Source organism: Halovivax ruber XH-70 (assembly GCF_000328525.1).
In the GTDB taxonomy this organism is placed as follows: domain Archaea; phylum Halobacteriota; class Halobacteria; order Halobacteriales; family Natrialbaceae; genus Halovivax; species Halovivax ruber.
In genome coordinates this window covers 2,019,553-2,032,697 of record NC_019964.1, presented here as the reverse complement: position 1 = coordinate 2,032,697, position 13,145 = coordinate 2,019,553, and the positions used below count along the sequence as shown (strand labels likewise).

At 65.3% G+C, this 13,145-nt stretch carries 13 protein-coding genes; 8 read left to right on the top strand and 5 right to left on the bottom strand.

What is annotated here, in order from left to right; translation table 11 throughout:
- Positions 1 to 365 precede the first annotated feature (365 nt).
- Positions 366 to 1,433 carry an mRNA surveillance protein pelota gene (locus HALRU_RS09700; protein ID WP_015301206.1) on the bottom strand — a complete coding sequence of 356 codons (1,068 nt, stop codon included), beginning with the start codon at positions 1,431 to 1,433 and terminating at the stop codon, positions 366 to 368.
- Positions 1,434 to 1,502: 69 nt separating this feature from the next.
- A complete protein-coding gene (gene rqcH / locus HALRU_RS09695; RefSeq protein WP_148680495.1) occupies positions 1,503 to 3,716 on the bottom strand; it encodes a ribosome rescue protein RqcH in 2,214 nt (737 codons plus the stop codon).
- A 132-nt stretch (positions 3,717 to 3,848) separates the two neighbouring features.
- Between rqcH and HALRU_RS09690 the strand changes: the two genes are divergently transcribed.
- Complete coding sequence (locus HALRU_RS09690) at positions 3,849 to 4,085, top strand: hypothetical protein (RefSeq protein WP_148680494.1); 237 nt, start codon at positions 3,849 to 3,851, stop codon at positions 4,083 to 4,085.
- Positions 4,086 to 4,135: 50 nt separating this feature from the next.
- On the opposite strand, the gene HALRU_RS09685 is transcribed toward HALRU_RS09690, so the two are convergent.
- The 3 genes from HALRU_RS09685 to HALRU_RS09675 form a co-directional block, all read right to left on the bottom strand.
- Positions 4,136 to 5,851, bottom strand: coding sequence for a tRNA uridine(34) 5-carboxymethylaminomethyl modification radical SAM/GNAT enzyme Elp3 (locus HALRU_RS09685; protein ID WP_015301204.1), 1,716 nt, complete (start codon positions 5,849 to 5,851; stop codon positions 4,136 to 4,138).
- An 88-nt stretch (positions 5,852 to 5,939) separates the two neighbouring features.
- On the bottom strand, positions 5,940 to 8,126 hold the full coding sequence (locus HALRU_RS09680; protein WP_015301203.1) for a DHH family phosphoesterase: 2,187 nt from the start codon (positions 8,124 to 8,126) through the stop codon (positions 5,940 to 5,942).
- Between the two features lie 187 nt (positions 8,127 to 8,313).
- The gene (locus tag HALRU_RS09675; protein ID WP_015301202.1) at positions 8,314 to 8,577 is read right to left on the bottom strand and encodes a hypothetical protein; all 264 of its coding nucleotides are present in this window, start codon (positions 8,575 to 8,577) and stop codon (positions 8,314 to 8,316) included.
- A gap of 104 nt (positions 8,578 to 8,681) precedes the next feature.
- Here HALRU_RS09675 and HALRU_RS09670 point away from each other — a divergent pair, with 104 nt between their 5' ends.
- The 7 genes from HALRU_RS09670 to HALRU_RS09640 all read left to right on the top strand — a co-directional run bounded on the left by HALRU_RS09670 (position 8,682) and on the right by HALRU_RS09640 (position 13,105).
- On the top strand, positions 8,682 to 9,404 hold the full coding sequence (locus HALRU_RS09670; protein WP_015301201.1) for a metal-dependent hydrolase: 723 nt from the start codon (positions 8,682 to 8,684) through the stop codon (positions 9,402 to 9,404).
- A 140-nt stretch (positions 9,405 to 9,544) separates the two neighbouring features.
- Positions 9,545 to 9,925 (top strand): OsmC family protein, encoded by a 381-nt coding sequence (locus tag HALRU_RS09665; protein WP_015301200.1) that lies wholly within the window; start codon positions 9,545 to 9,547, stop codon positions 9,923 to 9,925.
- Between the two features lie 129 nt (positions 9,926 to 10,054).
- Positions 10,055 to 10,510: a DUF5799 family protein gene (locus tag HALRU_RS09660; RefSeq protein WP_015301199.1), complete on the top strand. Its 456-nt coding sequence runs from the start codon at positions 10,055 to 10,057 to the stop codon at positions 10,508 to 10,510.
- Between the two features lie 105 nt (positions 10,511 to 10,615).
- Positions 10,616 to 10,906: a DUF7545 family protein gene (locus tag HALRU_RS09655; RefSeq protein ID WP_015301198.1), complete on the top strand. Its 291-nt coding sequence runs from the start codon at positions 10,616 to 10,618 to the stop codon at positions 10,904 to 10,906.
- An 83-nt stretch (positions 10,907 to 10,989) separates the two neighbouring features.
- Entirely contained in the window at positions 10,990 to 11,646 is a 657-nt protein-coding gene (locus tag HALRU_RS09650) for a biotin transporter BioY (protein WP_015301197.1), read from the top strand.
- Between the two features lie 43 nt (positions 11,647 to 11,689).
- Entirely contained in the window at positions 11,690 to 12,397 is a 708-nt protein-coding gene (locus HALRU_RS09645) for an energy-coupling factor ABC transporter ATP-binding protein (protein ID WP_015301196.1), read from the top strand.
- A gap of 3 nt (positions 12,398 to 12,400) precedes the next feature.
- On the top strand, positions 12,401 to 13,105 hold the full coding sequence (locus tag HALRU_RS09640) for an energy-coupling factor transporter transmembrane component T family protein (RefSeq protein WP_015301195.1): 705 nt from the start codon (positions 12,401 to 12,403) through the stop codon (positions 13,103 to 13,105).
- Positions 13,106 to 13,145: the final 40 nt, after the last annotated feature.

Genomic DNA, 13,145 nt, shown 5'->3' with positions numbered 1-13,145 from the left:
CACATTGTTATGGTCGGCTGACAGCACGGCAATCCGACGTGGAAGTGCGCGGCCCGAAATGAGTGAATTGTTATCACTCGGTAACGGTGGATTCAACGACATCCGACCGATCCGAACCACTGTTTCCGACCGTTTCAGCCCCGCTACCGGATGGTAAATATCGTTCGATAAATCAGGACAACTGTCCGTGTCTTCTATTTGGCACATTACGATGGCGAACGCAATAACCATCGGAAACTGGATTCGGGTCGTTCCGTCCCGATGTCTACCGACGACGGACACTCGGTCGACTGCTGGCTATCGACCGGAAATAGTCGGTGAAATGTCGGGTGAAACTGCTTTCGATGGATCGGGTCTCTGGTACGTTACTGGACCCGATACCGCAACAGTGCGGCAATTCCACCGAGATTCGAGAGTTGTTGGCCCGGCGGGAACTCGCTCGAGAACACGGTCACCTCGCCACCTTTCTGCTCGGCCGTCCGGACGAGGTCGTCGATGTCGACGGCCCACTCGCCGTCGGGACCGCGTTCCTTCCGGAGGCGGTCGTCGAGAACCAGGAGCCGCTCGATCGCGCCGAATTCGGCTGCTTTCTCGACTTCGTCGGGTCCGTAGGCGGCCTTCGCCCCCTCGGCGATCCGGCGAGTCAGTTCGTCGATCGCCTCGGCCTCGGTCTCGATCCGGGTCTCCTGCTGGACGTCTGCGACGGCGCCGCGTTTGAGTACCTCGTGAACACCACGGTCACCCACGCTCGCCGTGTCGACCATCGTGATCTGTTCGGCGACCTCGGGCGCCTCGTTCTCGACGTACTTGTAGGCGTCTTGCTTGGTGAAGCCGGGCCCGGCGAGGATGATCGCGTCCACGTCGAGCCGGCGGAGGATGTCTGTCAACTCCGAAAAGAGCGCGGTGCGATCCTGCGCGTCTTCGTTCTTCCCTGTCGAACCGGTGATCGTCGCGCGTTCCTCGGTGCCGTACTGGGCGACGCTGTGGACGTGGGCTCGTCCCTCCTCGACCGTCGCGATGGCGACGTCGGGATTCTCGGTCGCTTCCTCGGCCTCCTCGAGGCGCCGTTCCTGATCGGGTTTCCAGTACTTCTCGATCGAGAGCTCGTCGCGCTCTTCGACGTTCAGTGTGTGCTGAAAGCCCAGTTGATCCTCGCGGGAGCAGGCGACGATCTCGCCGCCGACGCGGAGCCGGTTCGCGAAGCGGTGGAACTCGATGTCCTCGACCGCCAGCGCGACCCACATTGGCTCGCGTTCGCCGCCCGTATCGCGCATCTTGTCGTCGTTGCGCTGGATCCGCCGGGTCGTGTCGCCGGCGACGCGGTCGCCGGGTTCGAGAACGTACTGGAGGTGCCAGAGGTCGTCGACGTTCTCCGGGACGACGGTCAGTCGCTCCCGACCGCCATCGAGTCGCTCCCGGTCTCTGACCTGCATGCGCGGGCGTTCGCCGGGGAGGGCTAAGTGGCCACCGATGTGAGAACACGTCGTTCGTCCGGACCGGTATCACTCCTCTGCGATACGACTCCCGCCCGGCGGCAAGAAGTGCTGGAGCTGGTCCGGACTGGCGATCTTGCGGACGAACGATTCGTCCGAAAAGCGCTCGCGCAATTCGCGGTAGATCCGCTTTGCCACGTCACCCTGGGCGAATTGGCCCGGTTCGACGGCGATCGTCGTCACCGCCCGGTCTGCGATCGCGGCCGGGGGCCCACCGATGACGCGGGTCCAGGGCTCACACTGGATGCCGACCGCGACGCCGACCGGTGTATCCCGATGGTAGGTCCGGTCGCCGCGAATCGCGAAGCCGCCCTTCTCCAGATATTCGCCGCTCTCTGGCGTCTTGGTCACCTGATCGGCGTCGACGGAGTAGACGTCGCCGGCGTAGCGACCGTCCTTCCAGACCGAGGCGTAGGAGACGGCGAACTGGGCCGCCTGTTCGATGCTCGTCTCCGGGAACTCCATGTCGGGACGCGACGACTCGCTCGGATCCGTGGCCTTCAGGACCGTCACCGGCCCGCCGTGGGCCTGCGTGTGGAAGACGCGATCGCCGGGCTCCAGATACTTGCTCACGAGTTCTTCGTTCTGGTCGGCGTTACGGCCGCCGATGACGAGGAAGCCGTCGCTGGTCTGGACCCACCGGAAGCGGTCGAACCAGGGTTCGTTCTCGCGGATCGGGATGGAGGAGCGAGCCAACCAATCGATGTCCGGTTCGTCCTCGTCCGAGTCGTCGCCCCCGATATCGTCGCCACCCTCGTCGTCGGCCTCCCAGGCGGCCTTGCGTTCGCGGACGTCGGCGAGTTCTTCGCGGGTGTTCTCGATCGCCTGCTGAGCGCCTTCCTTCTTTTCGGCGATGCGTTTCGCCTCGGTGTAGAGGCGGTCGGCGTTCTTCTCGACGCCGTCGTCGGCGTCGAGCGGGATCCGCTCGTCGTCCAACTCGATCGTCACGCGGCCGTTCGCGCCGTCGACGTCCACGACCGCCTCGGCCGCGTCGATCCCCTGCTCGGCACCGGCGGCGAATCGCTCCTCGATCTCGTCCCAGGGGGTACCCTCGGTTCTGGCATCCCGGACCGTCGTCAGAATCTCGTCGACGAAGCCGTAGTTCGCGTAGAGCAACTCGGCGCGCTCGCGTTCGGCCTCGGCCTCGCGCTCGAACTCCTCGATCGCACCCTCTTGTTGTTCGATGATGCGCTGTTGTTTCGCGATCTCGGCTTCGAAGTCCGGGCGCTGGCTGGCCGAATCTGCAGGCTCCTCCTCGGCGAGCTCAAGTTGGTAGAAGTACTCGTCGAGTGCCTCGGTGAAGGAGTCGAACGCTTCGGGTTCGAGACCCGCCTGCTGGTGTTCTTCGAGCGGGAACGGCGTCACGTCGACAGGTGTGCCGGGGGCCTCGGTCTCGTCTTCGTCGTCAGTGTCTGCTGTTGCGCCACCCTCGTCGTCGGCCCCGCTGTCGTCTTCGGTTTCGTCCTCGTCATCGCGTTCCAGATAGAGACGCGGGTCGAAGGCGCCGTTCCTGACGTCGATCGCCAGCCGTTCGATGGCACCGTAGAGCCGGTCGTACTCGGACTCGCCGGCGTCGGCGATGTCGATCGTCTTTTCGACACCGGCGCGCGTACAGAGCTCTTCGGCGTAGAGGCCGCCGAAGTTGAGCTGTGTCGCGAGCGTTCGGACGACGTCCGTATCGGAGTCGTCCATCTGCCGGTCGAAGGCTTCGCGGGAGACGGTCAGCGGATTCACCCGCGACTCGGGGAACTCGTAGCGAGCGCCGGGGGCGACGGTTCGCGATTTCAGTCGGATCGTCTCGAGCGAGTCCACGACTTCGTACTCGCCGTCGGTGACGGCCACGTTGCCCTCGCCGAACAGTTCGACGATGACCCGCGTGTTGGCGTCCTCTCGCTCGAAGACGAACTCGAGGATGCGATCGAACTCGTACTGCGAGACGCCGGCGAAGTCGGCCCCCGAGAGCCGGTTCCGGAGCATCTTTGCGAAGTGTGGCGGTCGGCCCGGCGCGTCCGGCACGCGCTCCTGGGCGACCGTGTGGACGCGCTTCGTCTCGCCAACCTCGATGAAGAGTTCGACCCGTCCGCGATCGAAGTCCCGCATCTTGAGGCGCACGAGGTCGTCGCCGTAGAGGTAGGCCTTGTCGACCTTCGCCCCCTCCAGGTCGGAGAGTTCGCCAACGACGGCGGCGAGGTCGACGCTCGAGAGTTCCCGCTTCGGATCCATACTGTCCACTGTCGCTCCGCCCCAAAAAGGGGTGTCGCTCCGACTCGCACCCAGGTCGTCCGTGGATGGATCCGGGACCGGGCCGACTATTCCGGCCGGGGAATTAGGTCGGTGCAGCGCCTCCGGGTGTCCGTGACAGTGTCCCGAGACCACGATCCCGATGCGACCGCCCACGTCGGCCCGTATCGCGTCGAGCCGCTCGCCGACCCCGAACGCGGGATGCGCGTCGGCTGTGAGCGCCACGACGAGTGGCGCGTGTTCGATCCCGGTCGCCGTTCGGTGGTATTCTACTGTCCCGATTGCAGCATGGAGATCGAGGTGACGCTCCACGACGACCTGGATTGGCGTGACTGGGGCGAGCGGTGTTAGGCGGTTAGCAGGGGCAGTCCGTCGATCGCCCGAGACGCGAGGGAGCCTGCCTAGAGCCGCTTGCTCACGTACGGGCCGTCCTGGTGATAGCCGAGTTTCTCGCGGTAGTACTCACGGGCGCCGATACCGGAGATCACCGAGAGCTTAGAAAATCCGGCGTCGGTGGCGAGCGCTTCGGCTCGCTCCATCAGCCGACGGCCGTAGCCCCGGTGCTGGTGCTGGCCGCCGCCCTCCGCGTCGCTCGCTTGCGGGCCCTGTCCGCTCGCGGCGTCCGAGCTGCTTCGCGGCTCGCTTCCGACGCTCACCTCGCTGCCGTAGACGTGAAGCTCGCGGATCAACGCGGCATCCTCGAGTTCTGGGCGAACGGGGTCGTTCGGGAAGCGAAGCCGGCAGAAGCCGATCAGGAGGTCCTGGTCGAAGTCCTCGATGGAGATGAAGTGCTCCGTGCCGCCGCAGGCCTCGTAGGTCATCACGTCCAGGTCGACGGTTTCGGGCTCCGCGTCGTTCATCCCCACTTCGCGACACCGGATACAGTCACAGGACCAGCCGTGTTCGTCCATGCGCTGTCTGGCGAGCTGGCGCAGGTTCGACTTCCAGACGCCGGCGTCGATGAAGTCCGCGGGGATGTCCCGCTGGACGCGCTGGAGGCGCGTGTAGCGCGGGATCATGTCCTTGATCTCGGCGACCAGGTCGGCCGCCTCGTCGTTCGTCAGGGGGTCGTACTCGTCTCGGTGCCACCAGTCGTAGGTGGCGGTGCCGCGGACGACGAGCGTCGGGTAGATCTTCAGGTAATCGGGCTTCCAGTCGTCGTTTGCGAAGAGTTCGCGGAAGTCCTCGAGGCACATCTCTTTGCTCATCCCCGGCTGGCCGGGCATCATGTGGAACCCGACCTTGAACGCCGCGTCGCGCAGTCGGCGGTTGGCGTCGATCGACTCCTGAATACCGTGGCCACGGTGCATCTCGCGGTTGATGCGCTCGTAGGTGGTCTGGACGCCCACCTCGACCTTCGTCCCCCCGAGATCGAGCATGCGGTCGATTTGCTCCGGGTCGCACCAGTCGGGCTTGGTCTCGAACGTGGTCCCGATGTTACGGATCTCGTTCGTCTCGTTTTCGGCGATTACGTCTTCTGTGTACCGCCACTCGTACTCGTCGGGATCTTGCGCGAAGCTCACTCCCTCGGCGGGCTCGGGCGCTTTCTCGACGTCGTAGTCGTTCATCGCCTCGAGCGCCCGCTTGACGAACCACTCCTGATAGTCGTGACTCCGTGCTGTCATCGTTCCGCCCATCAGAATGAGCTCGACCTTGTCGACGGGGTGGCCGATCTGGCGTAACTGCTCCAGGCGGAGGGTGACCTGGCCGTAGGGGTCGTAATCGTTCTGGACCCCGCGAGCCGCCGCTGGTTCCTGTCCGGTGTAACTTTGCGAGGAGGAGAACTCCGAGTCGGGACCGCCGGGGCAGTACAGACACTTCCCGTGCGGGCAGCGCTCGGGCGAGGTCATGATCGCGACGGGCGAGACGCCCGAGGCCGTCCTGACCGGCTTTCGTTGCAGGACCGATTCGAGTGTCTCGCGATGCTCGTTCGGGGCGTACTCGAGCAGTTCCGCGTTCTTCGGCACCTTCGGCGCGGAGTGCTCGGAACACGCCTGTAGTTTCGCCGACTCGACGTCGTCGCGCTCGACATCGCCCGAGAGAATCCGCTCGACCAGCGTCTCACAGACCCGCTCGAACGCCTCCGTCTCGGTCGGATCGGACGTCTCGGTACTCACTACGCCATGGTGGTGGACGACCGCGAATAAGCGTATCGGACCGATAGCACGAGCTATCGGGCGTCTCGATCCGCAGGAGGTGGTGATCCTAGGAGAGCAGCTCGCCGAGTGCGTCGATCGCCGCGTCGTGGACGGCCGCGCGCTCGCCTTTGAGGAACTCGACGTGGCCGTCGGCGCCGCCGACGGTGTGGACGCCGGCGTTTGGGACGGCGCTCGCGATCGCGTCGCCGAGGTCACGCACGTCGACCGCGTCGGTCGCCCGGACGTGCAGTTCGGTCTCGTCGACGCCCAGGGTGACGAACGGCGGTTCCGTCCGGTTGCGCTCCCGACGGTGGAGCTCGTCTAAGAGCAGGCCAGTCGGTGGGAAGTCGAAGCGGTGGGTGTACTTCGCCGTGTCGAGGACGGTGATCGTCACGCCGTTCGTCCCGCGCACGCCGGCGTTCTCGCGAGCGGTCTCGAGTTCGGTCTCGAGTTTGTCGCGGAACTGCTCGGAGACGTGGGCTGCGAGATCGCCGTCAGGGTCGAACAGCAGATCGGCGATCAGTTCGCGTTTGTCGTTGTACGACTGATAGTGTGCCTCGAGCGCGACGGCGTTGCGACGGTCTTCGAGGCCGGTCGCGTCGTACCCGGCGTCGGTCGCCAGGTCGACGAACGCGGTCGGCGGCTCCTCCCAGTAGGAAAGCGCCGGGAGGTGGGCCAGGTCGTCGCGGACGTCGGGGTTGACGGCGGACGCGAGCGTCGCGGCCAGTGCCGTGGTCGTACAGTCGTCGACGGAGGCGCCCTGGGTAGCCGGTGTGACGGTCGTCGTCACGGCGTCGGAGAGGTCGTCGGCACGGCCGCCGTCGACGACGAGGTGGTCGGCGCCGTAGCGGTCGAGCAGTTCGTAGGCCTCACGCGAGGCGTCGGTACTGCCGGCATCGACCACGACGACCAGCGGAACCAGTTCGTCGTGGCGGTTCTGCGCGTCGAGCAGCGACGTGACGTCACCGGTCGCGTCGTTCATCTCGTAGCGACTGCCCTCTAACGGGCGGCGCTCGACGTAGTGGTAGACGGCGTCGTCCCGGGTGTGTTTCTCGCGAATCAGCGGGAGGATCGCGTGTTCGAGCCCCGCGGCGGCCGTGTAGCCGTCGGCCGTATCGCTGTGGCGAATCACGACGGGTCGACTCTCCATGACGGCGCGTCGGATCGCGGTCGCGGCGTCGGCCAGCTCGGATTCGACGGCGGTGACGGCGTCCAGTTCGCCGAACGGCTCGATCGCCGCCGGGCGGGCTTCGTCTTCGATCGCGGCCTCGAGTCGGTCGTGAATCTCGGTCGCGTCCTCGTCCGTCTGGACGGTGAGCGCCTCGGTCTCGATCTGGAGGTCGCCGTTGTGTCGTTCGACCTCGCCTTCGAGTGAGACGATGTCGTCGACGTCGACGTCGGGATACGCGCGGACGCCAGCCTCTTCGAAGGCGGCGCACTCGACGATGCCGGTCTCGTCTTTGAGTTCGAAGACGGTCGGTCCGCTCGTCTGTCGGACGCTCGTGATCTCACCTTCGAGGCGAACGATCGTCCCGAGGCGGTCCTCGAGCGAGTCGACCGTCGCGCGGGCGAGTTTCGCGTCGGCGTCGTCGGAGCCCGACCGATCCGGGTCGTCTTCTTCGGTGACGGCCACAGCTCCGGCGCTCCCGGTTGCGACGGCGCCAGCGTCGGTTGTGCTGGTCCCGCCGGCCGTCCCGGCGGTCGCCGCACTGGCGGTCGCGTCCTGGTTCTGTGCCGCAGATTCGGTATTCGGCGCCTCACGATCGTCCGATTCGGCCGTCGAGTCCGTTCCGGTCGTCGATTCCGCCTCGGCTGCCGATTCCGCTTCGGCGTCCGCCGTCGTCCCGTCTGTGGGCGTGTCGTCCGCCTCGTCCTCGAGGCGGTGCTCGCCCTCGTCGGGATCGTCGACGATCGTGCCGCGGAACTCGTCGGCCGATTCACGGATGGACCAGCCGAGGTCGACGTTTCCGTTGTCGCGGACCGAGAGGACCTGGACGAACACGGTGTCGCCCGGTTCCCAGTCGAGACTCTCGAGTCGACTGTCCAGTTCGCTTCGATGCAACAGGCCGGTGACACGGGGGCCGATATCGACGAAGACGCCGAAGTCGGCGTAGCCGTCGACGGTGCCCCGGTAGTATCGGTTCGGGGTCAGCTGCGAGGGTTCGTCGCCACGGAAGACGAAACAGACGTCCTCCTCGTGGACCTCGCAAACCTCACCGTCGACAGGCGTGTCGCAGATGATGCAGGTACCCATCTACCCGGGTAGAATGGGTTGAGCGTAAAACGGTTGTCGAATCACGCTCGCGACATTGGCGACTGAGATCTGGACTCCTCAGGCCGCAGAAAGCCTTATTCCGTCGAACACCCCTATTACGTCGCTCCCGTCTCAGATGGGGCCTCGTCATGGCCTGTTGCCGACTGGACGGACGGCCGAGCGCACCCTACTCGAAGACTGGCGACTCCTCGACCAGCTCGTCGAACGCCGCTTGCAGCGACTCGATCTCCGCTGGGAACAGGGCGACTTCCACCTCGTTTCCCTCGCCGTCGGTGAACGCGAGCTTGACTCGTTTATCGCCGAACTCGCGAGCGGTCGCGTCCTCGACGTCGAAGAGCTTGACCGTCGTCTCCTTGTTCGTCGGCCCGACGTTTCGAATCGAGCCTTCCTTCAGTTCGACCATGAACGGGTCGAGGTCCAGCGTGAGCATCGGCCACCGATTCGTCACCCCGGGGAATAAATCGGCCTATTCGACGGGATCCCTTTGCCCATCTCGTAGTTTTAAGTTGATATGAGGAAAAGTCCCTCGTGTCTATGGAACTCACCTGGCACGGCCACTCGACGTGGCACGTCACGGTCGGCGAAACCGACCTGCTGATCGATCCCTTCTTCGACAATCCGAAGACGGACCTCGATCCGACTGACGTTCTGGAACCGGATTACGTGCTCCTCACGCACGGGCACGCGGATCACATCGCCGATGCGAGCGAATTCGCGGATGCGACGCTCGTCGCGACGCCAGAACTCGTCGCCTACTGCGAGGACGAGTTCGGGTTCGAGGACGCCGTCGGTGGGATGGGGATGAATCTCGGCGGGACCGTCGAGTGCGGCGACGCGTTCGTCACCATGCAGCGCGCCGACCACACGAACGGCATCATGACCGACTACGAGTCGAGCGCCGGGATGCCTGCGGGCTTCCTGATCAGCGACGCGGACCCGACCGACGACGAGGCGGACACGACGACGTTCTACCACACTGGCGACACGAGCCTGTTCAGCGAACTCCGAGACGTCGTGGCGCCGTCTCTCGATCCGGACGCGGTCGCCGTCCCGATCGGCGACCACTTCACGATGGGGCCGACCCAGGCCGCGATCGCCGTCGACTGGCTCGACGTCGACTACGCCTTCCCGCAGCACTACGACACGTTCCCGCCGATCGAGCAGGATCCGGCCGACTTCGCCGCCGCCGTCGAGCGGACCGGTTCGGACGCCGCGGTCGTCACGCTCGACGGGGACGAGTCGTTCGACCTCTCCTGACCCGGCCGACCCGTTCGAAATTCGTTCGACTGGTTTCCGGTCACCATCGACGCGGACCCGCTCGGCATGTTCTCTGGACCGCTGGTAGTCCGCCCCAGAGAACAACGTTTACACGTCGGGCCGTCGTCAGTCAGACCTGCATGTCAAAGAACGTGACCACGGTCTCCGACGAGGGCTACGACTCGACGAACAGCACCGACGACTTCGAGTGGACGGTCGACGCGACCGGCGAAACGGGGCCGGACACGCTGGAGGCGCTGCTCGGTGCGTACGCGTCCTGTTACGTTCCCGCGCTTCGCGTCGCCGCCGAACAGCGAGACGCGGGCGACCTCGGTCGTATCCAGATCGACGCCGACGGCGAACTGAACGACGACGACAAACTGGCGTCGGTCTTGTTCGACGTCGGCGTCGACCCCGAACTGGACGAGGAGACGGCCAACGCGGTGATCGACCGGGCGAACGAACTGTGCAAGGTCCACGACGCGGTCAAGCCCCAGCTGCACGCCGACATCTCTCTGTAACCCGACCGACACCGACTTCGACTCGGTCCGCAGTCGCGGTTCGTTTTTGGCAGTTTTTGTCTCGTCGCCCGGGTGTGGTTCCCCGGCCATCGGGGAAACCCTGAAATCCGCTCACGGGAAAGCACGCCCATGTCGGAATCCTGGACGGATCACATCGTCGGAGAACGGATGGCACTGGATCGCGAATTCGCCGATCGTGTCGTCGACTCGCAGTTTTCGAATCAGGAGTGGTCGCTCATCATGACGGCGACGACGTTCGAGATCGAACGCCCAACCGATTCGGATCAGGCGACGCTGGTCGCGAACACGGAGCAGGTCGAACACGTCCTCGCTGAGTTCGATTCGGCAGCGTCCCAGCCGGCCGGTTTCGGCGGGACTGCTCGGCGTGACGCCGCCGATTCTGGCGGTGGGCTCTTCGACTCGATCAAGTCCGCATTCGGACTGGGGAGTGACGACGACGGCATCACCGATGCGGAGCGTACGGCTGCAGATCGGCTCGCCCAGGAGTACGCGAGCGAACTCCAGACGAAACTCGAATCGAACGGGCGCTGGGACGAGGTACGGGAACTCGCTGCCTCGGCGTGAGCCGATCTCGACATTTCGGCGAGATGAGCGATGACCGGTGGCGCGTTCGCGTGTGTTCCGGCGCGTAGCCGCAGGACCTTTAGGCTGGGCCGTCAGTGTAGCCGTATGGCAGATCAGATCGAGACCACGACGTTCAGTATCGAATCCGAAGCGGGCGACGCCGACGACGTGACCATTCCCGCTGGACTCGTCGACTTGCTCGCTGAGGGCGACCAGTCTCCTGCCGAGACGGTCGGCGACATCACCCTCCTGTCGTTCGCGAGTCGCGCGCATCACCTCGTTCACCACGGGGAGGACGCCGACGACGACCTCGAAGCGCAGGAAGAACTCGTCATGGAGCTGTTCGAAGAGCGATTCGGCGTGAGCTACGCCGAAGCGACGGGCCACCACCACTGATAGCGTCGGTTTTCGACGGCGTTCACACGATTGCCCTTTCGTAAACCGAAGCTATTAGGTCGGTTTACGAGACAGTGCCGGGCATGTCGACCGAACACGAGTACGACTCCGTGGCGCTCGTCCCGGAGTCGATCGTCCGCCCGTTCGCCCGGGCGGCGTTGCTGGCTGCATTGACCGGAGCGACGGCGTTCGTCGCCATTCCGAATCCGTTTTCTCCGGCATCGATTACGCTACAGGTCCTGTTCGTCTTTCTCGCTGGCCTCTATCTCGGCCCGATCTGGGGGTCGGTATCGTTGCTCCTGTACCTCGCCGCGGGTGGTGCGGGGGCACCGGTTTTCGCCGGCGGTCACGCCGGGGTCGGCCATCTGTTCGGAGTCACAGGTGGCTTTCTCTGGTCGTATCCGATCGCCGCGTTCGTCATCGGGGCGCTCGTACACGGACGAAACGGCTTCGGGCTCGGGCCGATCGATCCGACCGCGGACGAGATACCCGCCGGCGGATTCTTCGATTCGCTCGCGGTTGGCGACCCCGCGACTGTGGGACTGGGACGACTCGTCGTCGCCCTCGCGGTCGGAACGCTCGTCGTGTACGGGATCGGTGCAGGATACGCGATGTGGCTGCTGTCGCTCTCACCTGTCGAGGCGGCCGCCCAGTACGTCGCTCCGTTCGTCGTCGGTGAAGTGCTGAAGATGGCAGCAGCGATAGCCATCGTCAGAGACGGTCGGTTCGACCTGTCGTGAACACACTCCTCCGGCGGATTCGAACTGCCACGCTACCCATCCAATGATCGAATACGATACCGTTTCGTTCGCCTACGGGGATACGCCCGTCCTGGATTCAGTTTCGACGACGATCGACGACGGTGAATTCGTCGTTCTCGTCGGCCCGAACGGCAGCGGCAAGACGACACTCCTCCGGCACGCGAACGGGTTACTCGCTCCCGATTCGGGAACCGTCCGGGTGAACGGACGGGCCGTCGACGCGAACGTCGTCGCCGCCCGTGCCGCAGTCGGGATGGTGTTTCAGCACCCACGCGACCAGTTCGTCGCGGCGACCGTCGGCTCGGACGTCGCGTTCGGCCCGGAGAATCTCGGCCTCGACCGTGCGGAGATCGACGACCGGGTCGAGCGGGCGCTCGAAGCTGTCTCCCTGCAGGCGCGCGCGACCGCCCGAATCGACGAACTGTCCGGCGGGGAGCAGGCCCGCGTCGCTATCGCTGGCGTGCTCGCTATGGAGCCGACCCATCTGGTACTCGACGAACCGTTCACCGGTCTGGATCGGCCGTCGCGCCAATCCGTTCACGCCCAGCTTCGCGCCCTCTCACGCGATGGAACGAGCATCGTGGTCTCGACACACGCACCCGGCAGTGTCGTTGACCTGGCCGACAGAATCGTCGTGATGGAAGACGGTCGACTCGTCCACGACGGGACACCTGACGAACTCCCTGACCCATCGCTGTCCGACGTATTCGACGCCGGTTCGGTGGGGTGACCGATGCTCTCGTACGAACCCGACGAAACGGTCGCACACGCGCTCGATCCGCGTGCGAAACTGGCCTTTCAGGTCGCGTTCGCGGTTGCGGCCATCTCTCGTCCAGCGCTGGCGCCCCTCGGAGCACTCACGCTCCTCGCACTCGGTGTCCTGCTGAGTGCGAACCTGTCGCCCGTTCGTGTACTGTTCGGCTATCGCTACCCATTCGGCATTCTGTGTCTCTCGGTCCTGATTGCTGCGGTGACGATCGGGCCGCCGTGGATCGACCTCGCGGACGCGGTTCGGACTGCGCACGCGGCGTACGGAGTCGGACTCGTCCTCCTCGTCAGTGCCGCCTACGTCCGGTCGACACCCGTGCGCCACTCCCGTGCGGCGATCCAGTCGCTCGTCCCCGGAACGCCGGGGCGGCTCCTCGGGATCGGCGTCTCACTCGTCTTCCGCTTCGTCCCTATCCTCCGGCGTGACATCGGGACGATCAGGGACGCGATGGCAGCCCGCCTGGGAACCGAGCGCACCGCCACCGAGCGAGCAGTGGTGCTGAGCAGTCGCGGACTCACCAGGGCCTTCGTGCGCGCGGATCGCCTCTCCGTCGCCCTGCAGGCGCGGTGTTTCGCCTGGAATCCGACGCTCCCACCACTGTCGTTCGCCCGGGCCGACGGACTGGTTCTCGTGCTCTCGGTGCTCCTCGTGACCGTCCCGCTCTGGTAGCCTGCTCCCGCGTTCGACGCTCCCGATTGCTTCTTCGCTG